This is a genomic window from Rothia nasimurium (assembly GCF_928391935.1).
GTDB classification, from domain to species: domain Bacteria; phylum Actinomycetota; class Actinomycetes; order Actinomycetales; family Micrococcaceae; genus Rothia; species Rothia nasimurium_D.
Genome location: NZ_CAKMTD010000014.1, coordinates 1 through 23,540, shown reverse-complemented (window position 1 = coordinate 23,540; position 23,540 = coordinate 1). Strand labels below are relative to the sequence as shown.

The following is a 23,540-nucleotide window of genomic DNA, read 5'->3' as shown; positions in this document are numbered from 1 at the left end:
TTATAACATTGGTACGCTATTGAGTTTTCAAGCAACAAACCGCATTCTCAACCCTAGCCAGTGATTCCCAGCCGGTGTTTCGTATCGGTCATTCTCAGTTATCGTTGCCTCGTTTGGGCAACTCATTTAGTCTATCGCGTTTCTTTTCTGTGTGTCAACTCGGTGTTCCGTGTTGTGCCTCACAGTGGCTTTCGACTGGATTATTACTTCAAAATCTCACTCGTTCGAGTTGGGATTTCTCAGTTCCGGCCGGGGCCTGAATTCGCTATATGACTAGGTGTTTTGTCGTTGTGGCGGGGTTTCCCTCGCCGCGGCGACTCGTAATACTCTACGCAGGTTTTTCAGACCATGCAAGCCAGAAAACAGACTTTCCACCCTAAAATCCCCCTTCAGGACTCAAGCGGGCAAGCAAAAGACCTAGTCAGATAAACATTTTTGGCCCAAAAAATTTCTTAAAACTTTTTTCCGTCCCCGTACACCCCCTCCCTACCTGTGACCCACCCCCTGGACCTGCCTCACACAAACCCCTGACTCAAGCGCCGTGGAGGCACGGGACGTCCGCCCCAAGCACCGAACGTCCGCCCCCTCATCAACACAAAAGTGCTCCCCCGCTATCGCGGGAGAGCACTTTTATCAGATAGGGAGCTTAGGCAGCTCGGCGGCGGGATACCTCGTAGAGGGCAATACCAACAGCCATCGAAGCATTCAATGACTCCATAGCCGAACTAATCGGAATGGAAACAATCTGATCGCAGTTCTCAGTGACCAGACGTGAAAGCCCCTTGCCCTCAGAACCCACAACAATCATGAGCGGTTCAGAAGCCAACTCAAGGTTAGGCAGATCAACCTCTCCGCCACCGTCCAGACCAACAACGAAAATACCGGCGTCCTTGGCCTGCTGGATTACCCGGGTCAGATTGGTTGCCTTAGCAACAGGGATACGGGCAGCAGCGCCGGAAGAGGTCTTCCAGGCAGAAGCAGTCATAGCTGCAGAACGGCGCTCAGGAATAATCACACCATTACCTGAGAAAGCAGAGACAGAACGAATAATGGCACCCAGGTTGCGGGGGTCAGTAATGCCGTCCAGGGCAACGAAAAGGGGCGGGGTGCTCATCTTCTTCTCGTACCAAAGATCCATGGTATCGAGCACCAGGTTGCCGGCGTCCGGGTACTTATAGGGAGGAATCTGCAGGGCAACACCCTGGTGGACGGCGTGGTCGGTCAGCCGGTCAAGCTCATTGCGGCCAATTTCCAGCATGGGCAGGCCCTGCTTATTGGCCTCGGTCATGATGTCGCGGACGCGGTCATCTACCTCAATACGGGACATCACGAACAGAGTCTTGGCAGGAATCTCAGTCTGCAGCGCCTCCAGCACAGAGTTACGGCCGGTCACCAGCTCGTCAGAGGCCCGCTTGCCACCCAGCCGGGGCTGGCGGGAACGCAGGGTATTCGTTGCCTTGCGGTTTTCAGCGGCCTTCTTCATCTTGTAGGCCTTGTGGTAAACGCGATCCTCAGCCTTGGGGGTGTTACCGCGGCCTTCAAGAGCCTTCCGCCCGTGGCCACCGGTGCCCTTGGTAGGGCCCTTCTTCTTGCTGGTTGCGCCGGGGCGGGAGCCTGCCTTCGCCATAGTGTTGTCCTTCTTTAGGTTTCTTGTCGTTGCTCTCTAGCTTACCGACCGCTCACGGTTTTTGGTGCGAGAGATGGAGCACGCGCCCTGCCACCAAACGGCAACAGGGCGCGTAGTCATCAGTGAACCAGTTACATCAACAGTAAACCAGTGCACCGTACCAGGATTTAGTTCAATGACCAGCTAGATCCACTGGCCCCGTCCTTAACAGTAATTCCAGCAGCAGCCAAGGCATCACGAATCTCATCTGCCCGGGCCCAATCCTTAGCCTCCCGGGCCTCAGCCCGCTGGGCCAGCATGGTCTGAATGAGGGAGTCGAGAGCCTCGTGCTCACCGCTGCCGCTTCTTACCCCGTCGCTAAAGGACATGAGTTCAACCAGCCCCAAAACCTTCGCCATGGCAAAAACTTGGGCGGCGACGTCCTGAACCGGCTCACCGGCAGCGAGCGCCGCATTGCCGGCACGGACGCCCGCGTGCAGGGCGGCAAGGGCCTTGGGGATGTTGAGGTCATCGTCCATGGCCTCGGCGAAAGCCTCGGGTACCGCAGCGTCTTCACGGTGATAGTCGCGGGTTGCGGCCAGGAAGGCTTCGACGCGTTCGACAGCAACACGGGCTTCCTCAAGGGAGGTGGGATGGTAGTCCAGGACGGAGCGGTAGTGGGCCTGGCCCAGGTAGTAGCGGACAACCAGGGGGCGGGCCGCTTCAAGCATCTGCTCAGGGGTGATGATGTTGCCAATAGACTTGGACATCTTCTCACCCTCGTAATTAACCAGACCGTTGTGTATCCAGAAATTGGCAAAGCCGTAGCCAGCAGCCTGGGACTGGGCCATCTCATTCTCGTGGTGGGGGAAGCGCAAATCGAGGCCGCCGCCGTGAATATCGAAAGTCTCGCCCAGGTACTTACCAGCCATGGCTGAGCATTCCAGGTGCCAGCCGGGGCGGCCCTTACCCCAGGGGGAATCCCAGGAGGCGGTGGTCGGCTCGCCCTCCTTGTAGGCCTTCCACAGGGCAAAGTCGCGGGGGTCGCGCTTACCGCGGGGGTCGGCGTCCGGGGCGTCCTGCATGTCGTCAATCTTCTGGCGGGTCAGGGCACCATAGTTCTCCCAGGAGCGCACGTCGAAGTAGACGTCCCCGCAGCCGTCGGTTGCCGGGTAAGCATGGCCGCGATCAATCAGGCGCTGGATGAGGGCAAACATCTCAGGAATATGCCCGGTTGCGCGGGGTTCATAGGTGGGCGGCGCGATGTTCAGGGCGGCATAGGCAGCCCCAAAAACCTTCTCAAAACGGTAGGCCAAAGCCCACCACTCTTCACGGGGATAAGCACCAGAATAGTCAGACTCAAATGATGCAGCTGAATTGACCAGGATTTTATCGTCAATATCAGTCACGTTGCGTACCGTAGTGACCTTGAAGCCCCGGTAGGTCAGCCACCGGGACAGCTGATCAAAAACCAAGCCCGAGCGCACATGCCCGATATGAGGGGCACCTTGCACCGTGGCACCGCAGTAGTAGATACGGGCCTCGCCGGGATGAACCGGGGTGAAGTCACGGACGCTTGCTGTTGCTGAATCATAAAAACGTAAAGTCACGCTCTTCAGTCTACCGGTTCCCATCTAGCCGCAGGAGGTCAACTCAACACGAGGACATCTAGCAGCTAAGGCCCTTCAGCCACCAGGGGTTTAAGGACGTCCAGGCCGTGGTTAATGAGGAGGGACAGGTGCCCGTCCTCAGGCAGCTCATGGAGCTGGGCGCCCAGGCGCAACCCCAAATTACGGGCGCGAGCCGGACGAATCGCCAGATCTTTCTCCGGCACCCACACATGCACCGGCACCTTGATTTGGGTTTCAGAAAAACCCCAGTCAGCATAGATGGCATGTTCGTCCTGAACACCCCCGCTGATATCGAATTGAAGGGCGTAGTCATGGGCAACAGCCATACGGTAGGCCCCCGTGTGGCCCTGCACGTCACGGCTCAGGGCCTTCCCCAGCGGACGGCGGTGGGCTTGGGCTGGCCGGGTGCCAGCTACCCTGTCAATAAGAGGCTTAGGCATCCAGGACAGGAAGAGATGGGACAGGAGAACACGGGTCGCTGTCAGGTCAACCCCCAGCCGTGACTCCCACAGGGGGTGGTGTGTAAAGGGCGCCAGAAGGACAAGCCGGGTGACAGCGCCCGGGAAGATGGCCGCAACCGCCATGGCATGGGGCCCTCCCCCAGAGAATCCCATAACACCGAACTCCTCAAGCTGCAGATGCTCCACTACCGCAGCGACGTCCTGCTCGGCCCAGGTGCTCACAGCGCGTTCATCTACGGCGTCCGAGGCACCCAAGCCCGGGCGATCAATAGCAATAAGGCGAATACCCAGTTCACGGGCTGCCGCGTCAAGGAAAAGTGCCTCATAGCCAGTGCCAGGAGTACCGTGGCAGTACAGGGCGGTAGCCCTGGGAGATTCCGTCTGCCCAAATTCGTGCCAGGCAATGACGCGACCCCCGTTCTGGCTCAGCACATGAGGGCGGGGTTCAAGAGGGTCGGCGTTCACGGGTACTTCTTTACAGTGTGGAGTAATCTAACAGGGACAGCCTTATTTTAGCGCTGCTACGCCGGTCTATACTGAGCGAGGATAACACCTCACTTTTTGCATAATTGACCAGGATTCTGCTGTGCCCTCGACCTCCACCCCGACCCCGGCCCTTACCGACTCTCAGCGGGCGTCCGCCCGGCACCTGCGCTGGGCCCGTGAATACCTCACCACCTACATCACCGCTGCCCCCTTCTCAGCCCTGCTAGCTTTGCTTGCCCTCGCAGGTCTGCTCACCCAGCTCCTACTGGGGCGGGAGCGGGCAACTGCCCTGACCTTCCAGCCGGGTAACTTCACCGCAACCTGGGAGCCGCTGACCGGCATCATCATCAACTACAAGCCGGTCAGCACCGTCTTCTTCCTGATAATCCTTGTGCTGGCCGGGCCTCTGGTCGAGCGGGCCCTGGGCACCTGGCGGTTCGCCCTCACAGCACTAGCGAGCTACCTGGCCCCAGCAGCAGCCCTCACCATCTTCTTCTCGGCAGCAGAGGGCCTCATCCCCGGCTGGGCCCAGGCACTGACCACCCACTCGGTCTTTGGCCTACCCCTCATGCTGACCGGTTCCCTGCTGGCAGCAAGCCGCACCTACTCAACCATCTGGCGGCGCCGCGTCCGCCTGCTTGCCTGCACCCTGCTTCTGGGCCTCTTCCTTTTTGGCGGTTCCCTGCACGATATCGGGCTGGTACTGGCAGCTCTCACCGGCTGGATCTGCGGAGTCTTTTTGATTCCGGCGCCCGCCCGCGAGCACTCCCTGGTGGGAACCCGTCATGAGGCTCGCACCCTGGTGGCTCTCACCGTCGCTGCAATTTCTCTGGGTATCTTCTTCGCCGCCCACGCCCCCAACCCTGTAGGCCCCCTAGCGGCAGCCCGCTACGACGTGGGAGCAGGCAGCCTCACCGACGCTGCCCTCGACTCGCTGTGCGCCAGCAACGCAGCTAGCGCCCTGTGCGCCCACCAGGTCTATCTCGCCCAAACTAAGGGCTTCTTGGCGAGCGCACTCGCCCTCTTCCCCCTGGTTCTCCAGCTGGTGCTTGCCCTGGGCCTGGCGCGAGGTCGCCGCCTAGCTGCCTACGGCACCCTGGTGCTGCAGGGGGTCATCCTGCTCTTTTCTGTGCTGCGCCTAGTGATTTACTCCGGTGTGCTGGGCCAGCACCTTGCGCCCCTGGGCACAATCGCAGAGCTTGAGGACGCCGGTGCCCGTCTGCTCGTGCCCGTGCTGGTACCTGCCGCCCTCATTGCCCTGGTCCTAGCCACCCTGCGCTACTTCACGCTAGCCTCGTCGGGCCGGGCGCTGCGGGCGTCCGCGCGGACCGTGGGGCTGGTAGCCCTTGCCGGGCTGGTGCTGGTCACGGTTGTAGCCGCGGTCTTCCCGCAGGGCTTTGCCCCTCAGCCCGCTCCCCTGCCCTTTGCCCTGGACTACCTGGTCAAGCTCCTGCCCTCAGCCGCCTGGTACGTGCTCCCGCCCTCCTACGCCGGAACCTTCTGGCTCACCACTTCTCTGCACTGGCTGGCCCCCGCCCTGACCTGGCTCACCCTTATTATCTGCACCTACCGGGTGCTGGCCGCTCCTGCCGGGGATACCGATCAGAACCGTGACCGCTACCTTGAGCTGGTCCGCACCCACGGGGCGGGCACCCTGGGCTGGATTGGCACCTGGGATAACCGCAACTACTGGATTTCTAGCAGCGGGCAAGAGGGCTTTGCCTATCTCGACCACGGGGGCGTAGCCCTGACCGTGGGCGACCCGGCAGCGGCCCCCGAGCGGGTTGATCAGGCCGTGCAGGAGTTCGCCCGTTTCTGCACCGACCGGGGACTGTCTCCAGCCCTCTACTCGGTGCACCCTCCCACCCAGCAGGCCGCCCAGGCCCTGGGGTGGAGCTCCTGGCAGGTCGCCGAGGAAGCCATCATCGACCTGGCCGACCTCAAGTTCTCGGGTAAAAAGTTCCAGTCCATCCGTACCGCCCTCAACCAAGCCGGCAAGCAGGGCATCACCCCAAGTGGACCACCTACAACGACCTGCTCCTGGCCGAATGGGCCCAGATTGTTGAGATTTCTGAAGGCTGGGTCTCAGAGAAGTCCCTACCCGAAATGGGCTTTACGCTCGGCGGTCTCGAAGAGCTCAAGGACCCCGATACCCGCATCCTGCTCGCCCTTGATGAGAGCGGCTTCATTCACGGGGTAACCTCCTGGATGCCCGTGCACCGGCAGGGCCGCGTCATCGGCCTTACCCTGGACTTCATGCGACGCCGCGACGCCGAGGGTGTCTTCGCTGCCTCCATGGAGTTCCTGATTGCCTCGGCTGCCCAGGACGCCAAGGACGAGGGGCTCGAGATTCTCTCCCTCTCCGGCGCTCCCCTGGCCCACTCTGTGGCCCCGGCAGAACGCAGCGGCCTCGACCGGCTCTTGGACTACCTGGGTGAGCGTATGGAACCCCTCTACGGCTTTCGCTCCCTGCTGACCTTCAAGGCCAAGTTCCGCCCGCGGTTTGAGCCCATGTATCTAGTCACCCCCGACTCCGGTGAGCTACCGGCAATCGGCATCGCGGTCTCCCACGCCTACCTGCCCGAAATTAAGGCTAAAGACGTGCTGGGTATCGTGCAGGCTATGGGCTCCCAGGAGAAGTAATGTTCGCTGACTTTGCCCGCTCCGTTGACCTGCGCGCCGACTTTTGGGGACCGCTAGCGATTGGGCTTGCGGTGACCCTGGCGCTAGTACTGCTGGTGCGGGCTAGGGGTACTGTGCGCTGGCCTACCCAGCTACTGATGGTGCTGGTGGTTGCAGCTCTCGTGGCCCTCGCTGCCTACCTCACCAACAACGTGTGGCACCCCGTCGCTGAGGGCATCGATACACCCACCTGGCTCTGGTCGGGCTACGCCCTGTGGGTGGTAATCTGCGCGGTGGTTCTCACCGCGGCAGGTTGGGCAGGGCGCGGACGTCTGCGCCGGGCTCTTTCGGTCACGGCAGCTACCCTCACGGTAGTTCTGGGGCTTGTTCTTACCGGGCTAGGACTCAACGCCTACTACGGGGGCTACCCCACCCTGGCGTCCGCCCTGGGAATTACCGTACCCACCAGCAGCCTGGCCCAGGCAGATGCCTCTACCCCCGTCACCGCCTACGATACCGGCGGGCAAACCCTGGCAAGTGCGTGGAAAGCCCCGGCCGATATGGCGAGCGCAGGAACCGTCATCCGCGAAAATATACCGGCCAATGATCCTGCCTTTACACCGCGAGACGCCTACATCTACCTGCCCCCGGCCTACTTTAGTAACCCGCGTCCGCTGCTGCCCGTCGTCGTCCTCATGGCCGGGCAACCCGGTGCCCCTGCTGACTGGTTCAACCTCGGTAGTGTGCAGAGCATACTCAACTCCTACGCCGCGGACCACGCCGGGTTAGCCCCCGTTGTGGTGGTGGTTGACCAGCTCGGTGACGACTGGAATAACCCGCTCTGCAGCGATACCGCCCACGGGCAGGTAGCCACCTACCTGCAAGAGACCGTACCCACCTGGATTACCAGCAACCTGCAGGTCGACACCGACCATTCTCACTGGACTATCGCCGGGCTCTCAAACGGCGGCACCTGCGCCTTCCAGACCGCCCTGCGGGCCCCCGATATCTACCCCACCTTCCTGGATATGTCGGGTGAAGCTAACCCCTCCCTCGGCAGTGAAGAACTCACCATCAGCCAGGGCTTTGGCGGCGATTCAGCAGCCTACCGGGCTAACGACCCGGCCAGTATGCTGGCCCAAGGCACCTACACGAAACCCGGCCCCACCGGGATTTTCTCCATGGGGACGGACGACGCCCCCTCCTACCGTTCGGGGCTAGAAGGCCTCTACACCGCGGCTCAACAGGCCGGGCTCGACGTGCAGTGGAAAACCTATCGGGGCAAACACGAGTGGAAGGTCTGGGAAGCGGCTTTCGCCGACGCCCTGCCCTGGCTGGGGCAGCGCACCGGCCTGCAGTAACCTCTATGATAGAGCTAGCTGCGCGGGTAAACCAGGGCAACAGCAGTGGCAGCCACACCCTCACCGCGCCCGGTCAACCCCAGGCCGTCAGTGGTCGTAGCAGTGACCGTCACCGGGGCACCAGCGGCCTCAGACAGGACGCGGTTCGCCTCCTCCCGGCGCGGAGAAAACTTAGGCTTATTGCCAATCAGCTGCACCGCAATATTGCCAATCTCAAACCCAGCAGCCCGCACAATCGCAGCCGCCTCAGAAAGAATCCGCACGCCGGAGGCCCCCGCCATATCAGGCCGATCTACCCCGAAGTTCGAGCCCAAATCGCCCGTACCCGAAGCCGAGAACAAGGCGTCAGCAGCCGCATGAGCCACCACGTCACCGTCCGAATGGCCTGAGAGACCGCGCTGGCCCGGCCAGTGCAAACCTGCCACCCACAGTTCGGTGCCTTCTTCACCAAAAGCATGCACATCAGTACCAGTACCAATACGGGGAATCATGATTCTCTCTTTTCGTCGTAGAGGGCTGTAGCTAGGGTCAGGTCAAGAGGGGTCGTAATCTTAAAAGCTTCGGCAGCTCCCTCGACTGTCGCAACCGGTAGCCCCAGGGTTTCAGCCAGCATGGCATCATCGGTGATGCTTTCGGCAACCTCTGGGGCCAGGGAGGCAACATCGCGGTGGGCCTGCACAAGGGTAGCCAGGTCAAAGCCCTGGGGGGTCTGCACCGCCCGCAGCTGCGCCCGGGCCGGGGTGCCACTCACGTACCCGGCAGCGTCCACTGTTTTGATCGTATCGACCACCGGCAACACAGGAATCACCGCCTTTTCCCCCGCCTCAAGGGCAGCAGCCACCCGGTGATAAACGCTAGCAGGAGTGAAACACCGGGCAGCATCATGCACCAGGACGCCTGTAGGCAGCTGCTCGGGGGCACCCGGCAGGGGGGCGGCGTCCGCAATCGCGGCCAAAGCCCCCGTCACTGACTCAGCCCGCGTCGCCCCACCGGGCACCGCCAAAGCCCCATACCGGGAACACACCTCAGACAGCTTTGAATCCCCCGGCGGAACCGTCACAACAATACGGGCAGCCACACCAGACTCCCGAATCCCCACCAAAGCCCACTCCAGCACCGTCCGGCCAGCAACCTCAACAGCAGCCTTCGGCTTACCAGCCCCCAAACGAGACCCAGAACCAGCCGCAACAACACAAACAGCGAGCACCGAACCACCAAACGTGGTTGCGGTGCCCGCTGTAACAGAAAAATCTAGAGTGCTCACAGCTAGTGAGCATACCCGAAAGTTTAGACGCCTTCGAGAATCTTATCGAGCTCAACCTCGGCAGCTTCTTCGTCGATGTCCTTAGCCAGGGCAACCTCAGACGACAGAATCTGACGGGCCTTAGCCAGCATACGCTTCTCACCAGCAGACAAGCCGCGGTCATTCTCGCGACGCCACAGGTCACGCACGACCTCAGCAACCTTCAGCACATCGCCGGAGGCCAGCTTCTCAACGTTTGCCTTATAGCGGCGTGACCAGTTCGCGGCTTCTTCAGTATCAGTAGCCTGAAGGACGTCGATGACTTCCTGCAGGCCGCGTTCGTCAACGACGTCACGCACGCCCACCATATCAACGTTCTCTGCGGGTACCTCAATCACCAGGTCACCATTAGCGACCTTGAGTTTCAGGTACATCTTCTCTTCGCCACGGATCTTACGCATCTTAATCTCTTCGATCGTTGCGGCACCGTGGTGAGGGTAAACGACTGTTTCGCCAACCTCAAAAACCATATGGATAAACCCCTTTCAGCCTATCCATTCTAGCACGCATATTTAAACAGCACACTTAAAGTTTTTCCCTCCCGCCACACCCCACCCGTCCCGCACCACCACCCCAGAACTTCATTTACCCTCACAAACCCCGCCGATAGTGACCTAACGTCACCAAAACAGATAGAATGTGACCAGACCAGACAAAACCGCGCCCCAGCGCGGCGCACACACACGCCCCACCCCATACACGGGGCACTCAACCAACAAGGGAGCACAAGCTGTGAAAAACACCGCTTCTCTGACCATCAAGCGCGCAGGCGCAACCCTCGCCATCGCAGGTGCCCTCCTCGCCATGACCGGTTGCACCTACACCAACAACCCCGCAACCACCCTCGTCTACGCAGCCTCCGACGGACAAAAGCTCAACCTCACCGGCGAAAACGACGCCGAGCTCATCCAGCTACGCAACATCATGGTTATCTCCGCCGAAGAAGGTACCCCCGGTCGCGTCCTCGGCACCATCCTCAACCAGACCGAAGATGACGCCACCGTCACCCTGGCCTTCCCCAGCGAAACCCTCACCGTCGAAGTCCCTGCAGGCAAGGAAGTCCGCCTAGAAGATGAGGCCAACGCCCTCACCCTTACTAAGACTGACGTAGCACCCGGCCTGACCATCCGCGACGTTGAAGTAACCTCCACCGTCACCGGCGAACCCGGCACCTTCAACGTCCCCGTCCTCAACGGCGACCTCGAAGAATACGCTGAATACCTGCCCGGTGGTGCCCCCACCGCAGAAGCCACCGCCTCTGCAAACCACTAGGCACCCCACCTAACCCAAGGGCCCCCTCACCTTACGGTCAGGGGGCCCTCTCTGTTTAAACGAAGAACCAGCCAGAAACTAGCGTCCAGGATTAAGGCTCAAACTTATACCCAAGCCCGCGCACCGTCACCAAGTACTGAGGAGCCGAAGAATCAGGCTCAATCTTAGAACGCAAACGCTTGATGTGGACGTCCAGGGTCTTGGTATCGCCCACATAGTCAGCGCCCCAGACCCGATCAATCAACTGGGCACGAGTCATCACCCGGCCAGCATTCCGCAAGAGCATTTCCAACAGCTCAAACTCTTTCAGGGGCATCGAGACCGGCTCACCGCCAACCGTCACCACGTGACGCTCAACGTCCATACGCACAGGGCCCCCCTCAATAGCCCCACTCTCATGCTCCTCAGCCTCTCCCCCCTGACGGCGAAGAACCGCCCGGATACGAGCAATTAACTCCCGCGAAGAATAAGGCTTCGTCACATAATCATCAGCGCCCAGCTCAAGACCAAGAACCTTATCCAGCTCCGAATCCTTAGCCGTCAGCATGATAATCGGCACCGCACTCGTCGCCCGAATCTGCTTACACACCTCAGTACCAGACTGGCCCGGCAGCATAATATCCAGCAGCACCAAATCAGCGCCGCCCCGCTCAAACTCAATCACAGCGTCCAAGCCATTATCAACCACCTGAACCTCAAACCCCTCACGGCCCAACAAAAAGGCCAAAGGCTCACTCAGGGCCTCTTCGTCCTCAACCACCAATATGCGGGTCATCTACGACTCCTTCTTCTCTCGAGCCGCGCTGGACCCAGCAAGCTGGCCAGCAGGCATATTCTCAAACTTCGACGCAGGGGCCAGACCCTCGCCCAACAAATCCTGCTCAGTCTCTTCATCAACAACCGGCAGGGAAATCGTAAACGTAGAACCAGAACCAGGCCGCGACCACAAGGTCACCTCACCACCATGCTGGCCCACAATATGCTTCACAATACTCAAGCCCAGGCCGGTACCCCCGGTCTGCCGGGAACGGGCCGGATCCACCCGATAAAACCGCTCAAAAATACGGTCCTGCTCATCCTCAGGAATACCCGGGCCCTGATCTTTCACAGAAATTCTAACAGTGTCATCTTTCACAGCCATACCGATCCCCACCTTCGTCTTCTCCGGCGAATAACGAATCGCGTTTTCAATGAGATTACGCAAGGCAGTCCCCAAAAGCTCAGGATCACCATGAACAGGACGATCAACAGCCCCACCCACAGTCAACTCAATCTGTTTCCCCTCAGCCGTCAGCCGGTTCCGATCAACAGACTCAGCAACAACCTGCCCAACATCAACCAGCTTAGAATTTAGGACCATATCGGTAGACTGCAAACGCGACAACTCAATCACGTCCTGAACCAAGGCAGCAAGCCGCCGAGACTCCCGCTTCAACTTCCCCGAAAAATACAAAACAGACTCAGGATCATCAGCCGAAGACTCAATCGCCTCAGCCATCAAACCCACAGCCCCCACCGGCGTCTTCAACTCATGGGACACATTCGCCACAAAGTCAGTACGCACCGTTTGAGCACGGGTAATCTCCGTCCGGTCATCTGCCAGCACCAGGATATACTCATCCCCCACCGGGGCAACCCGAAGATCAATCACCAAACGACTCTGATCATAAAACCCCCGAGTGAAAACAATTTCCTTCTCAGCGATAGCACCTTTACGGCGGACCTCATCAATCATCGACAGCATCTCTTCAGAAACCACCGTATGACCCCGAACCAGCCCCAAGGCGTACGCTCCCGGAGAAGCCTGAACCACCCCGTCCACGGCATCAACCACAACGTAAGCACGGCCAATCACCGCCAGCACCTCAGCGGCGCCGTCGCTAATCGTCGGCTCTTCAACATCAGCCCAGCGAGCACGCTGCCGCTCGCTCCGCTGCACAGCCAACATGCTCACCACACCGATCAGCAGCCCAATGAGGGCAGCAACTAAAGTAATCACAGTAGGGTTCACACCCACCAGCTTATGCCCTGCCCGCCCCTACTTTCACCCCCACCCGCAGAAAACCCCCGAGGTTCAACTAACGTTTACCCAACCATGCCCTACTGTTCATATCACCTTGGCACTCTAGGAGGGTAGCCCGGGGAGCATTCTGCCCACCGGCACCCCACACCACCCAAGGGAAAGGACGCGCACGTGCGCAAAGTCTTCCAAGCCGAACTGCAACACGTCGGCGAAGAACTCATCCACATCGCCACTCTCGTACAAGAAGCCCTCGGTCGGGCCTCCGACGCCTTCTTGGCAGCCGACATCCAAGAAGCCGAAGAAGTCATCACCAACGACGCCCGCATCGACTTCATGCAAAACGAACTCGACGAACGCGCCATCGACATCCTCGCCCTGCAAGGCCCCGTTGCCTCCGACCTCCGCATGATCGTCGGTGCCCTCCGCATGAGCTCCTCCCTCGAACGCATGGGCGACCTCGCCCGTCACGTCGCCCAGGTGGCCCGCATGCGCTACCCCGAGCACGTCCTGCCCGAGTCTATCGTGCCGGTCTTCCGCGAAATCATCGAACTCGACCAGAAAATTATCGCCAGCGTCATCAGCCTGCTCGAGACCCGCGAACTCGCCCACACCCAGGACATCATCAAGCACAAGATGCGGATCAACGAGCTCCATGTGGAGGTCTTCAACCGCATGGCAGCCCCGGACTGGGGACAGAACGCCCAGGTCACCATTGACGTCACCTTGGCTTCCCGCTACCTGGAACGCTTCGGCGACCACGGCGTCTCCGTAGCCCGAAAGGTCACCTACCTGGTCACCGGCGATTGGAACGCCGTCCCCAGCGTCTAAGCTCAGCCAGAAAAGACCATTTAAATCGGAAAAACCCACCAGCTAGGTGGGTTTTTCCGATTTAGATGGTACCTACCAGGGATTTACTTCTTACCCTGGTTAGCAACAGCCTTGATAGCGTCCTTAGCAGCCTCGGGGTCGAGGTACTCACCGGGGCCAACAGGCTTGAAGTTCTCATCCAGCTCGTAGTAGAGGGGAATGCCGGTGGGAATGTTCAGACCAGCGATGTCCTCATCTGAAATGCCTTCCAGGTTCTTAACCAGGGCACGCAGGGAGTTACCGTGAGCAGCAACCAGAACGGTCTTGCCAGCCTTCAGGTCTTCCTTAATCTCTGACTCCCAGTAGGGCAGCATACGCTCAAGGACGTCCTTCAGGCACTCGGTGCGAGGAGCGTTCTCAACATCAGCGTAACGGGGGTCATTAGCCTGGGAGAACTCGTCGTTGTCGTCGAGGGCCGGAGGCGGAACGTCGTAGGAACGACGCCAGGTCATGAACTGCTCTTCGCCATAGGTTTCGAGGGTCTGAGTCTTATCCTTACCCTGGAGGGCACCGTAGTGACGCTCGTTCAGGCGCCAGTTGCGCTTGACGGGGATCCAGTGGCGGTCAGCGGCATCGAGAGCCAGGTTAGCAGTGTTAATAGCACGACGCTGCAGGGAGGTGTGGACGACGTCGGGAAGAATCCCGCGTTCCTTCAGGAGCTCACCGCCGCGAGCAGCTTCAGCGCGGCCCTTCTCGGTCAGGGCAACATCTACCCAACCGGTGAAGAGGTTCTTTTCGTTCCATTCTGATTGCCCGTGACGGAGCAGTACCAATTTGTAAGTCATACTCCCATTATTCCACTCCAACCCCCCAAAGCAAAGATAAACCCACACATATTCACGCATTCCCCGGTCTTTACCAGGGTTTGAGCCGTGAATATGTGTGGGTTTTTCAGACCTTAACGCAACCGCAGGTTAGCGGCGACGGCGCACCGCAACTGCCGGGCGGACGTCCGCAAGGAAAACCCCCGCCGCCGTAGCCGCAATCAGCTGCAAGAAAATAGACCCGTTACCAATAGCCAGGTACTGCAGGAGCATCAACACCGAGAAAGCAGCCGCAGCCCCGGTAACCCCCACCCAGAAACCCTTAGTGCGTTTGAAAGCGCTCTGGTAGGCGTAATTGGTTGCGCGTACCGCCTCAACAAAGGCAAACACCGCAAGGCCAGCGACCAGGGCTGTCAGGCCCAGATCAATGTAGTAGCGGACCAGGCCAGAAAGAATCAGAGGAGACATCAGATATTTCTTCTATAGGTCTATTTGATGAGTTCAAGGGCCGCGGTGAGGTCTGCGTACAGATCCTCAACATTCTCAATACCCACAGACAGGCGCAGGAGCGACTCGGGGATCGAGTGGGGCTCAGAACCGTGGCGGCGGCGGCGCTCAATCAGGGATTCTACGCCACCGAGGCTGGTGGCAGGCGTCCAGATCTTGAGGGCGGCAACAACGCGGTCGGTTTCTTCGGCGGTGGCGTCCAGGGTGATGGACAGGATGGTGCCGTAAGTCTTCATCTGAGCGGTAGCGCGTTCGTAACCGGCGTCGGTGGGCAGGCCGGGGTAGCGCACGGCCTTGACGGCCGGGTGGGCTTCGAGGCGCTGGGCCAGTTCAAGGGCGTTGGCGGCGGCGCGTTCAACACGGACGCCCATGGTGCGGACGCCGCGCAGGCCCAGCCAGGCTTCGAAGGGGCCAGCGATAGCACCGTTGGTGGTGCGGTGGGCCTGCATGGCCTCGCGCAGGACCGGGTTGGAAGTAGCGGTGATACCCAGCAGGACGTCGGAGTGGCCGGCGATTGCCTTGGTTGCTGAGTGGACGACGACGTCCGCACCCAGGGCCAGCGGGTTCTGGCCGAGCGGGGTGGCGAAGGTGTTATCAACAGCTGAGACGATACCCAGGCGCTTAGCGGCACCGAGGACGGCGGGCAGGTCGGCAACCTCCATCATGGGGTTGGTGGGGGACTCCATCCAGAGCAGAACCTTGGGGGCTGCGTAGTTGACGTTTTCGGGGGTGACGCCGGCGGCAGCTGCGGCCTTTTCCAGCTCAGCGATGACAGACTCGGTGTTCTCAATATCGAGACGGACCACGGTGGCAATACCGCGGGCTTCAAGACGCTTGGCCATGGAAACGGACGCCATGTAGGTGTGCTCGGGCAGCAGAATAATGGAGCCAACGGGCACCAGGTCTTGTACCGAGGCGACAGCAGCCATACCGGAGGCAAAGACCAGACCGGGCAGCTCTGCCCCCTCAAGGTCAGCGATTACTTCTTCCAGGCCGTCCCAGGACTGGTTGGAGAAGCGGGCGTAGGTGTTGAGGTCTGAGGGGCCCATCTGACGGAAGGTGGAGGACATCATGATGGGCGGGTTGACGGGGGCGAGGTCCTCGTGGGCAGGACGCCCACCGGCCACCAGGCGGGTTTCAGGGGCAAGGTTCTGTTCAGTCATGCTTTCTACGATACGCGGTGGACGGGGAAAGCCGCTAGTACCAGTTCACGCAGGGACACAGAGGGGGCAGGACGGACCTCCCCACCCCTTGATAGGCTAGAACCTGTGACCCACTCCCTGACATACTCCCCAGAAGCCGAGCACCCAGCGTCCGCACCCCAGACCCCCGTGCCTGCCCGCCCCTACCCCGGCACCTTCATCGTCTTTGAAGGCGGCGACGGCTCAGGCAAAACCACCCAAATCAAACTCCTCGCCGACGCCCTCACCGCCGACGGCCACAGCGTCCTCGTCACCCGCGAACCCGGCGGAACCGACATCGGCGAAAAACTCCGCGCCCTCGTCCTCAACCACGGCAACGGCGACATCGACCCCCACACCGAAGCCCTCATCTTCGCCGCCTCCCGCGCAGCCCACGCCCACCAGAAGATTCGCCCCGCCCTTGAAGCCGGGCAGGTGGTACTCTGCGACCGCTACATCGACTCCTCAGCCGCCTACCAAGGCGCCGGACGCAACCTCGGCATCGACAACGTCGTCGACCTCAGCCGCTGGGCCACCTCCAACCTCCTCCCCGACACCACCATCCTGCTCGACGTCCCCCTCGCCGAAGGACGCGCCCGCACAGGCTCCCGCGGCCAAGCCGACCGCATGGAATCAGGCGACGACACCTTCTACCGCGCCATCCACACCACCTTCCGCACCCTGGCAGACCAAGCCCCCCACCGCTACACCGTCATCGACGGCGCCCGCCCCATCCAAGACGTCCACGCCGACGTCCTCGCAGCAGCAAAGGCAGTAATCGCATGAGCGTCTTCGACGCCCTCACCGGCCAGCCCGACGTCCGCGCCCAACTCACCCGCGCCGCCGCCGACGACAGACCCACCCACGCCTGGCTCTTCACCGGCCCACCCGGGGCAGGGCACGCCACCGCAGCCCTCGCCTTCGCCGCCGCCCTCCTCTGCGACCAACCCGACCCCGCCGCCCGCGGCTGCGGAACCTGCCGCTCCTGCACCACCGTCCTCAACGGCTCCCACGCCGACTTCCTCCACTTCACCACCGACAAATCCACCATCACCATCGACGAAGCCCGCGACTTCGTCGTCAAAGCCCAAGACCGCCCAGCCGTAGGGCGCTGGCGGATTATGCTCATCGAAGACGCCGACCGCATGCTCGAACGCACCTCCAACGTGCTCCTCAAAGCCATCGAAGAGCCCCCTCCCTACACCATCTGGCTCCTGACCGCTCCCTCCCCCGCCGACGTCCTCATCACCATCCGCTCCCGCTGCCGCCCCGTCCAACTGCGCCTACCCACGGTTGCGGACGTCGCCGCCCGCCTCATCGCCGATGCCCACGCCAACAACACCCCCCTTGAACCCCAGCAGGCGGAATTCATTGCCCGCCTGGCCCAAGGCAACCTCGACCTGGCTCGCAAACTCGCCACCGACCCCGACGCCCGCGCCCGCCGCAGCACCGTCGCCCAGCTCCCCCTACGCCTGCGCACCATCGCAGCCGCCATGGAAGCCGCCGACGACCTCATCACCATCGCCGAGGCAGAAGCCGAAGCCGACGCCGAAACCCGCAACGAGGCCGAACGCGCCGCCCTACTCACCGCCCTCGGCTACGAAGACGGCGACAAACTCTCCCCCACCCACCGGGCCCAAATACGCCAGCTCGAAGAAGACCAAAAACGCCGCGCCAAGCGCATCCAAACCGACACCCTCGACCGCTTCCTCGCCGACATCCAAACCGTCTTCCGCGACGTACTCACCGTGCAACTCTCCACCGGGGCAGACATCATCAACACCCACCTGGCCGACGACATCTACCCCTACGCCGAACGCACCACCCCCGAAAAAACCCTCGCCCACCTGGACACCCTGGCAACCACCCGCCGCCGGATCCGCACCAACGCGAGCGCCCGCCTGGCCTTTGAAGCCATGATGGCCAGCTTCGTCGCCTAAGCCCTACCACCAGGAGGCACCACTCCTATGGCCCAGTCCACGCCCCGCCCACTCGCCCACCTTGGCCCCCTGCAGCAGCTCCGCGCCGGGAAGCTCACCCTGCGCCTGCCCCTGCTCGTGGTTGGTCTGGTGGGGTTCGGGGCCTCCTGCGCCCTGCTTATTAAGGCCGGGCTGGGGGCCCTGGGCTGGGACGTACTAACCCTGGGCCTGATGGAAACCACCGGCATGAGCTACGGGGCGCTGACCATTATCACCTCTTTTGTGGTGCTGCTTTTCTGGCTACCCCTCAAGGAGATGCCGGGCCTGGGCACCCTGGCTAACGCGGTGCTGGTGGGCCTGTCAGCCGACCTGGCCATGGATCTTATTCCCGACCCCACCGGGGTGCCCCTGCAGTGGGTCTACCTTGTGGTGGGTATTCTGGCTTTTTCCTTTTTTGACGCCCTCTACCTGGGGGCCCAGTTTGGTTCTGGCCCGCGCGACGGGCTGATGACCGGGCTGGTGCGCGTCACCGGCCGGCCCGTCTGGCTGGTTCGCACCGTACTGGAAGTCAGTGTGGTGGCAGCCGGTATCGCTATGGGCGGCCACTTCGGTGTGGGTACCCTGCTGATCGCTTTTACGGTGGGGCCGCTGATTGGCTGGTTCCTGCCCTATGTGACGGTGCCGATCACCCCGCGTCCGCGCCCCTAGCCTGGGGTAGGTACCACTTAAAACGGAAAAACCCACCAGCCAGGTGGGTTTTTCCGTTTTAGATGGTACCTACTGCGGAAGTTAGTTGCGGAAGCCGTGAACCGGGGACGGGATGCGTCCGCCACGGGCCACAAAAACCTCAGCCGACTCAGGGTGGGCAGGCATGACGGGGGCGCGGCCCAGCAGACCACCGAACTCCACCATCTCGCCAACCTCAAGACCAATCGCCGGAATGACGCGCACAGCGGTAGTCTTGTGGTTCATGACGCCAATCGCCGCTTCGTCGGCAATCATGGCTGAAATGGTCGCGGCCGAGGTGTCACCGGGAACCGCCACCATATCCAGGCCCACAGAACAAATAGCGGTCATGGCTTCGAGCTTATCCAGGGTAATCTTGCCGGCAGCAGCAGCCTCAATCATGCCGATATCCTCAGAAATCGGAATAAAGGAGCCCGACAGGCCACCCACATGGGAGCAGGCCATGAGCCCGCCCTTCTTCACCGCGTCATTCAGCAGGGCCAGGGCGGCGACGGTACCGTGGGTACCTACAGACTCCAGGCCCATCTCTTCGAGCACGTGGGCGACCGAGTCACCCACCTCAGCAGTGGGGGCCAGGGAGAGATCAACAATGCCGAACTCCACGCCCAGGCGCTCAGCGGCCAGGGTGCCCACCAGCTGACCCATGCGGGTAATCTTGAAAGCCGCCTTCTTAATAGCTTCAGCGCAATCATCGAAGGACGCCCCGCGCACCTTCTCCAGGGCCCGCTTGACCACACCGGGGCCAGAGACACCCACCGAAATGACGGTGTCGGCCTCCTGCACGCCATGGAAGGCACCTGCCATGAAGGGGTTATCAGAGACAGCGTTGGCAAAGACCACCAGCTTAGAGCAGCCAAAGCCGTGGGCCTCGGCAGAGCCCTCAGCTGTCTCGCGGATGACCTCACCCATGGTGCGCACGGCGGTCATATTGATACCGGCCCGGGAGGACCCAATATTCACCGATGCACAGACCACGTCCGTCTCATTCAGGGCACGCGGAATAGAGCGCATGAGCTTCTCATCAGCCGGGGTAGCGCCCTTATCCACCAGGGCAGTAAAGCCACCAATGAAGTTAACCCCCACAGCCTTAGCGGCGGCATCCAGGGTCTTGGCGAACTCAACATAGTCTTCATCAGCAGAAGCACCCGCCACCAGGGCAATCGGGGTCACCGAGATGCGCTTATTGATGATAGGAATACCGAGTTCAGCCTCAATACCCTCAGCTACCTCAACCAGGCGGGCAGCCCGGGAAGTGATTTTGTCGTAAATTTTCTGGCGGGCGACGGCGCCGTCAGAGTCGGCGCAGTCAAGCAGGGAGATACCCATGGTCACCGTGCGGATATCGAGCTTATCTTCCTCGATCATCTGCAGGGTTTCAAGAATGTGGCTGGAGCGATCAGTAAACAGCATGAATCTGGCTCCTAGAGGGTATGCATGGCCTGGAAGATAGCGTCAGACTGGATACGAATCTGTACGCGCTGCTCTTCTTCCACCGGCTTCATAGCCGCCTGCAGGTCGGTAATGGACTGCTCGGCGTCGTCAAAGCTACCCTGCAGAATCATGGTGAAGTAGCCAGACATGAGGGTCTGGGAGACGTTTTCAATATTGACCTTGCGTTCGGCAAGCTTGGTGGTCACGCCAGCGATAATGCCCTCGTGGTCAAGGCCGGTGACAGTCAGGATGATTTTCATGGAGTTCCTTGTGGGGTTAGGGAAACAGGGGGGGTGGCTCGAAGGGGTGGGAGCCTCTTGTCTACTTTACCCAGAAACCCCCAGTGAGATACAACTCTCACTTTTCCTGCAGGCTAGTTCTGGGCGGCAACGTACAGCACGCCGGGGCCGGTGACCACGAGGTCGGTCGGCTCTCCCACATACATAACGGACTGGGTGCCTCCCAGGGTGAAGGTCCTGGCATCGTCGCGGACGACGGGGGCCCCCTCCACGCACAGGGCAACAGCGGCCCCTGCCACGGGGAGGGCAATTTCTTCGTCGCCGCTGATGGTTACGCGGGTGACAGTCAGCCCCTTGCACCACATGGAATAGGTGGCCAGGTAGTCATCCAGGACCCGGGGACCGGTGACCTGGGGGGCCGCCTGCTCGGTGCCCAGCACCTTGATGAGTTCCTCGCAGTCAATATGCTTGGGGGTCAGCCCAGCCCGCAGCACGTTATCTGAGGGGTTCATCAACTCAATAGCCGTACCAGAAACATAGGCGTGTACCTGGCCATCAGGGGTATATACCGACTCGCCGGGGGCCAGGTAGACCAGGTTCATCGCCAGGGCCACCAGCAGCCCCCTATCCCCGGGGTACTTGGCGCTCACCAGGGTGACCAGTTCAGCGATCCCCGCAGCCAGGGACTGCTGGCCGGGAACCTCCCCGTTCTTCTTCCTCCAGGCCAATACCGCCTTGACGGTCTGTTCTACCGCCGCGGCGGCCGCGTCCTGGGGCATACGCAAGAGCACCGCCAGAAGGTCTTTGGGGGTCTTGGAGGCGTTAACCGCCCCCGTCAGCCAGGCCAGCTTGAAATGGTCAGCAATGGCCCGCAGCTCAGAGAAAGGACGCACCCCGGTCAAGATACGCATAGGAGACAGGGCGATGACGGTCTCAGGCTTGGAATAGCGGTCCTTATAGCAGCGGGAGGGGTCATCGAGGGCCACCCCGCGAGCGTTCTCAGCCTCAAAGCCTTCCCTGGCTTGGGCGTCCGTCGGGTGAACCTGAATCGACAGGGGTGACTCAATAGCCAGCACCTTGAACAAGAAGGGGAAAGCCTCCCCCTTCCAGCCAGCAGGTAAAAACCGCTCCGGCTGCTCAGAGACCAGGACATCCAGGGGGAAGGCCCCGCCGTCAACGTGGGCGCATGAGGGCGCGGACGGGTGCGCCCCCACCCACAGCTCTGCTTCGGGCTGGTCGGTCGGCGCAGGAACACCACGCATGGTTGCAAGGATCTCTCGCGAACCCCAGGCGTAGTTCTGAATCTGGTTTTCAAGGAGGAACAATTCACCCATACTCCCCATAGAAACACATTGGCCCGGTTCTTTTAAGCCAGTTAGCGCCTAGTCCCTGGTGTTTATTGCCATAAAAGCCGTTTTCTAGCCAACGATGAAGGGAGCGCGTCCCCTTCCGGCCACTAGAATTGGGGGTGTGAATACTATTGATTTATCTGCTTCTTTCAAGGCCTACGACGTTCGCGGTATTGTTGGCGAGACGATCACTGCTGATACTGTCCGCGCAACCGGCGCTGCTTTCGTCGACGTCCTGGGGCTTGCTGGCCAGAAGGTGCTGGTGGGTGCCGACATGCGTCCCTCCGGCCCCGAGTTCATGGCCGCTTTCGCTGAGGGTGCTACTGCTCGGGGTGCCGACGTCGTCAATATCGGCCTGATCTCTACTGACGAGCTTTACTTTGCTTGTGGTGTTGAGAACGCCGCCGGTGTCACCTTCACCGCCTCCCACAACCCGGCGGAATACAACGGCATGAAGATGTCTAAGGCGGGCGCTGTTCCCCTGTCGTCTGAGTCCGGCCTTTTTGATATTCGCGACCTGGCCCAGAAGTACCTGAACGAGGGTGAGATTCCCGCCCTTGATACCCCCGGTTCTGTGTCTGAGAAGGATGTTCTCAAGGCTTACGCCGAGTACCTGCGGAACCTGGTTGACCTCTCCGGTATTCGCCCCCTCAAGGTTGTGGTGGATGCCGGTAACGGCATGGGCGGCATGACCACCCCCGCTGTACTGGGCGACTCCATCCTGCCCGGCCTGCCCCTGGAGATCGTGCCCCTCTACTTCGAGCTGGATGGTACCTTCCCCAACCACCCCGCCAACCCCCTGGAGCCTGCCAACCTGGTGGACCTGCAGAAGGCTGTTGTTGAGCACGGGGCCGACATCGGCCTGGCCTTTGACGGCGACGCTGACCGCTGCTTCGTCATTGATGAGAAGGGTGAGCCCGTTACTCCGTCGGCTATCACCGCCTTGGTTGCTGAGCGCGAGATTGCCCGCGCCAAGGCTGAAGGCAACGACGAGCCCGTGATCATCTACAACCTGATTACCTCTAAGGCTGTGCCTGAGCTGGTGGAGAAGCTGGGCGGCCGCGCTATCAAGACCCGCGTGGGCCATTCCTTCATCAAGGCTGTGATGGCTGAAGAGTCTGGTGTGTTCGGTGGCGAGCACTCTGCCCACTACTACTTCAAGGACTTCTTCAACGCCGACACCGGCATGCTGGCCGCTATGCACGTGCTGGCTGCCCTGGGCGGGTCAGATAAGCCCCTCTCTGAGCTGGGCGCTGCCTACTCCCCCTATGTCCCCTCCGGTGAAATTAACTCTGAGCTGGAAGACAAGGCCGGTGCTATCGCCCGCGTTGCCGAGTTCTTCGGCGATACCGTTGAGGTATCCGATATGGACGGCACCACCTTCGAGCACAAGACCGAGGGCTGGTGGGCTAACCTGCGCCCCTCCAATACCGAGCCCTTCCTGCGCCTGAACCTTGAGGCCCCCGACCAGGCCACCATGGAACGGGTACGCGATCAGATCCTGAAGATTGTGCGCGAGGGCTAAACCTCCCCTCCTGTTTTAAGCAGTAAGGACGCCCGTCCCCCCTCCCCTGCCCGGCGGCAGGAAGAGGAGAGGCGGGCGTCCTTGTCTTTACCAGGTCAACATAACCAGGCTATGTTAACTGCGGGTTAAGGGTCAAAAAGTGTGTCCGGAATCGCGGATTTTCACGGATTGACCTGTAGGTTTCCGGAAAGTATATGCTCCGGAAGCATATATCTAGCCCCCGACGGGAAATCCTCGGTGTGGCAG

General features: G+C 61.0%; 21 protein-coding genes and 1 pseudogene. 8 read left to right on the top strand and 14 right to left on the bottom strand.

Annotation, left to right across the window (positions count from 1 at the left end; translation table 11 throughout):
* Positions 1-646 precede the first annotated feature (646 nt).
* The 3 genes from rlmB to L7A15_RS10395 form a co-directional block, all read right to left on the bottom strand.
* The gene (rlmB, locus tag L7A15_RS10405) at positions 647-1,627 is read right to left on the bottom strand and encodes a 23S rRNA (guanosine(2251)-2'-O)-methyltransferase RlmB (protein ID WP_237189696.1); all 981 of its coding nucleotides are present in this window, start codon (positions 1,625-1,627) and stop codon (positions 647-649) included.
* Positions 1,628-1,794: 167 nt separating this feature from the next.
* Positions 1,795-3,216: a cysteine--tRNA ligase gene (gene cysS, locus L7A15_RS10400; RefSeq protein ID WP_237189697.1), complete on the bottom strand. Its 1,422-nt coding sequence runs from the start codon at positions 3,214-3,216 to the stop codon at positions 1,795-1,797.
* A gap of 65 nt (positions 3,217-3,281) precedes the next feature.
* Entirely contained in the window at positions 3,282-4,163 is an 882-nt protein-coding gene (locus tag L7A15_RS10395; protein ID WP_237189698.1) for an alpha/beta fold hydrolase, read from the bottom strand.
* A 589-nt stretch (positions 4,164-4,752) separates the two neighbouring features.
* Here L7A15_RS10395 and L7A15_RS10390 point away from each other — a divergent pair.
* Positions 4,753-6,827, top strand: a pseudogene (locus tag L7A15_RS10390) (bifunctional lysylphosphatidylglycerol flippase/synthetase MprF).
* Complete coding sequence (locus tag L7A15_RS10380) at positions 6,827-8,167, top strand: alpha/beta hydrolase (RefSeq protein ID WP_237189700.1); 1,341 nt, start codon at positions 6,827-6,829, stop codon at positions 8,165-8,167. Before L7A15_RS10390 ends, L7A15_RS10380 begins: the two are co-directional and overlap by 1 nt.
* Before the next feature lie 14 nt (positions 8,168-8,181).
* On the opposite strand, the gene ispF is transcribed toward L7A15_RS10380, so the two are convergent.
* The 3 genes from ispF to L7A15_RS10365 are packed head-to-tail and all read right to left on the bottom strand — an operon-like array spanning position 8,182 to position 9,940.
* Positions 8,182-8,658: a 2-C-methyl-D-erythritol 2,4-cyclodiphosphate synthase gene (gene ispF, locus L7A15_RS10375; protein ID WP_237189701.1), complete on the bottom strand. Its 477-nt coding sequence runs from the start codon at positions 8,656-8,658 to the stop codon at positions 8,182-8,184.
* Positions 8,655-9,431, bottom strand: a complete 777-nt coding sequence (gene ispD, locus L7A15_RS10370) for a 2-C-methyl-D-erythritol 4-phosphate cytidylyltransferase (RefSeq protein ID WP_237189702.1) — start codon at positions 9,429-9,431, stop codon at positions 8,655-8,657. Before ispD ends, ispF begins: the two co-directional genes overlap by 4 nt.
* A 23-nt stretch (positions 9,432-9,454) precedes the next feature.
* Positions 9,455-9,940, bottom strand: coding sequence for a CarD family transcriptional regulator (locus L7A15_RS10365; protein WP_185173529.1), 486 nt, complete (start codon positions 9,938-9,940; stop codon positions 9,455-9,457).
* Positions 9,941-10,202: 262 nt separating this feature from the next.
* Between L7A15_RS10365 and L7A15_RS10360 the strand changes: the two genes are divergently transcribed.
* Positions 10,203-10,742, top strand: a complete 540-nt coding sequence (locus tag L7A15_RS10360) for a hypothetical protein (RefSeq protein WP_237189703.1) — start codon at positions 10,203-10,205, stop codon at positions 10,740-10,742.
* Between the two features lie 91 nt (positions 10,743-10,833).
* Here the strand turns inward: L7A15_RS10360 and L7A15_RS10355 are convergent, their stop codons facing one another.
* Both L7A15_RS10355 and L7A15_RS10350 read right to left on the bottom strand, forming a co-directional pair.
* Positions 10,834-11,517, bottom strand: coding sequence for a response regulator transcription factor (locus L7A15_RS10355; RefSeq protein WP_237191818.1), 684 nt, complete (start codon positions 11,515-11,517; stop codon positions 10,834-10,836).
* Entirely contained in the window at positions 11,518-12,753 is a 1,236-nt protein-coding gene (locus tag L7A15_RS10350) for a sensor histidine kinase (protein ID WP_237189705.1), read from the bottom strand. It lies immediately after the preceding gene.
* Positions 12,754-12,936: 183 nt separating this feature from the next.
* On the opposite strand from L7A15_RS10350, the gene phoU reads away from it, so the two are divergent.
* A complete protein-coding gene (gene phoU, locus L7A15_RS10345) occupies positions 12,937-13,593 on the top strand; it encodes a phosphate signaling complex protein PhoU (RefSeq protein WP_237209057.1) in 657 nt (218 codons plus the stop codon).
* An 83-nt stretch (positions 13,594-13,676) separates the two neighbouring features.
* Here phoU and L7A15_RS10340 read toward each other — a convergent pair whose 3' ends face one another.
* From L7A15_RS10340 to L7A15_RS10330, 3 genes are all read right to left on the bottom strand, one after another.
* Positions 13,677-14,417 carry a phosphoglyceromutase gene (locus L7A15_RS10340; RefSeq protein WP_237189920.1) on the bottom strand — a complete coding sequence of 247 codons (741 nt, stop codon included), beginning with the start codon at positions 14,415-14,417 and terminating at the stop codon, positions 13,677-13,679.
* Positions 14,418-14,546: 129 nt separating this feature from the next.
* The gene (locus tag L7A15_RS10335) at positions 14,547-14,864 is read right to left on the bottom strand and encodes a DUF2516 family protein (protein WP_237189921.1); all 318 of its coding nucleotides are present in this window, start codon (positions 14,862-14,864) and stop codon (positions 14,547-14,549) included.
* A 20-nt stretch (positions 14,865-14,884) separates the two neighbouring features.
* Complete coding sequence (locus L7A15_RS10330) at positions 14,885-16,066, bottom strand: trans-sulfuration enzyme family protein (RefSeq protein ID WP_237209058.1); 1,182 nt, start codon at positions 16,064-16,066, stop codon at positions 14,885-14,887.
* A 105-nt stretch (positions 16,067-16,171) separates the two neighbouring features.
* Between L7A15_RS10330 and tmk the strand changes: the two genes are divergently transcribed.
* The 3 genes from tmk to L7A15_RS10315 are packed head-to-tail and all read left to right on the top strand — an operon-like array spanning position 16,172 to position 18,711.
* On the top strand, positions 16,172-16,870 hold the full coding sequence (gene tmk, locus L7A15_RS10325; protein ID WP_237212494.1) for a dTMP kinase: 699 nt from the start codon (positions 16,172-16,174) through the stop codon (positions 16,868-16,870).
* Positions 16,867-18,024, top strand: a complete 1,158-nt coding sequence (locus tag L7A15_RS10320) for a DNA polymerase III subunit delta' (RefSeq protein WP_237188495.1) — start codon at positions 16,867-16,869, stop codon at positions 18,022-18,024. Before tmk ends, L7A15_RS10320 begins: the two co-directional genes overlap by 4 nt.
* 27 nt (positions 18,025-18,051) lie before the next feature.
* The gene (locus tag L7A15_RS10315) at positions 18,052-18,711 is read left to right on the top strand and encodes a YczE/YyaS/YitT family protein (protein ID WP_237212492.1); all 660 of its coding nucleotides are present in this window, start codon (positions 18,052-18,054) and stop codon (positions 18,709-18,711) included.
* 81 nt (positions 18,712-18,792) lie between these two features.
* On the opposite strand, the gene L7A15_RS10310 is transcribed toward L7A15_RS10315, so the two are convergent.
* The 3 genes from L7A15_RS10310 to manA form a co-directional block, all read right to left on the bottom strand.
* Positions 18,793-20,160 carry a PFL family protein gene (locus L7A15_RS10310; protein WP_237201615.1) on the bottom strand — a complete coding sequence of 456 codons (1,368 nt, stop codon included), beginning with the start codon at positions 20,158-20,160 and terminating at the stop codon, positions 18,793-18,795.
* A gap of 11 nt (positions 20,161-20,171) precedes the next feature.
* Positions 20,172-20,441, bottom strand: coding sequence for an ACT domain-containing protein (locus tag L7A15_RS10305; protein ID WP_237188498.1), 270 nt, complete (start codon positions 20,439-20,441; stop codon positions 20,172-20,174).
* Positions 20,442-20,554: 113 nt separating this feature from the next.
* Positions 20,555-21,754, bottom strand: coding sequence for a mannose-6-phosphate isomerase, class I (gene manA, locus L7A15_RS10300; RefSeq protein ID WP_237209061.1), 1,200 nt, complete (start codon positions 21,752-21,754; stop codon positions 20,555-20,557).
* Positions 21,755-21,890: 136 nt separating this feature from the next.
* Between manA and L7A15_RS10295 the strand changes: the two genes are divergently transcribed.
* Positions 21,891-23,294: a phosphomannomutase/phosphoglucomutase gene (locus tag L7A15_RS10295; RefSeq protein ID WP_237212491.1), complete on the top strand. Its 1,404-nt coding sequence runs from the start codon at positions 21,891-21,893 to the stop codon at positions 23,292-23,294.
* The last annotated feature ends 246 nt before the right edge of the window (positions 23,295-23,540 follow it).

What these genes read in the sequence shown, in the direction of transcription:
- rlmB (WP_237189696.1), bottom strand. Translation starts at nt 1,627, where the DNA reads ATGGCGAAGGCAGGCTCCCGCCCCGGCGCAACCAGCAAGAAGAAGGGC.
- ispF (WP_237189701.1), bottom strand. Translation starts at nt 8,658, where the DNA reads ATGATTCCCCGTATTGGTACTGGTACTGATGTGCATGCTTTTGGTGAA.
- L7A15_RS10330 (WP_237209058.1), bottom strand. Translation starts at nt 16,066, where the DNA reads ATGACTGAACAGAACCTTGCCCCTGAAACCCGCCTGGTGGCCGGTGGG.
- L7A15_RS10340 (WP_237189920.1), bottom strand. Translation starts at nt 14,417, where the DNA reads ATGACTTACAAATTGGTACTGCTCCGTCACGGGCAATCAGAATGGAAC.
- L7A15_RS10355 (WP_237191818.1), bottom strand. Translation starts at nt 11,517, where the DNA reads ATGACCCGCATATTGGTGGTTGAGGACGAAGAGGCCCTGAGTGAGCCT.
- L7A15_RS10335 (WP_237189921.1), bottom strand. Translation starts at nt 14,864, where the DNA reads ATGTCTCCTCTGATTCTTTCTGGCCTGGTCCGCTACTACATTGATCTG.
- L7A15_RS10365 (WP_185173529.1), bottom strand. Translation starts at nt 9,940, where the DNA reads ATGGTTTTTGAGGTTGGCGAAACAGTCGTTTACCCTCACCACGGTGCC.
- manA (WP_237209061.1), bottom strand. Translation starts at nt 21,754, where the DNA reads ATGGGTGAATTGTTCCTCCTTGAAAACCAGATTCAGAACTACGCCTGG.
- L7A15_RS10315 (WP_237212492.1), top strand. Translation starts at nt 18,052, where the DNA reads ATGGCCCAGTCCACGCCCCGCCCACTCGCCCACCTTGGCCCCCTGCAG.
- L7A15_RS10305 (WP_237188498.1), bottom strand. Translation starts at nt 20,441, where the DNA reads ATGAAAATCATCCTGACTGTCACCGGCCTTGACCACGAGGGCATTATC.
- L7A15_RS10380 (WP_237189700.1), top strand. Translation starts at nt 6,827, where the DNA reads ATGTTCGCTGACTTTGCCCGCTCCGTTGACCTGCGCGCCGACTTTTGG.
- L7A15_RS10310 (WP_237201615.1), bottom strand. Translation starts at nt 20,160, where the DNA reads ATGCTGTTTACTGATCGCTCCAGCCACATTCTTGAAACCCTGCAGATG.
- L7A15_RS10320 (WP_237188495.1), top strand. Translation starts at nt 16,867, where the DNA reads ATGAGCGTCTTCGACGCCCTCACCGGCCAGCCCGACGTCCGCGCCCAA.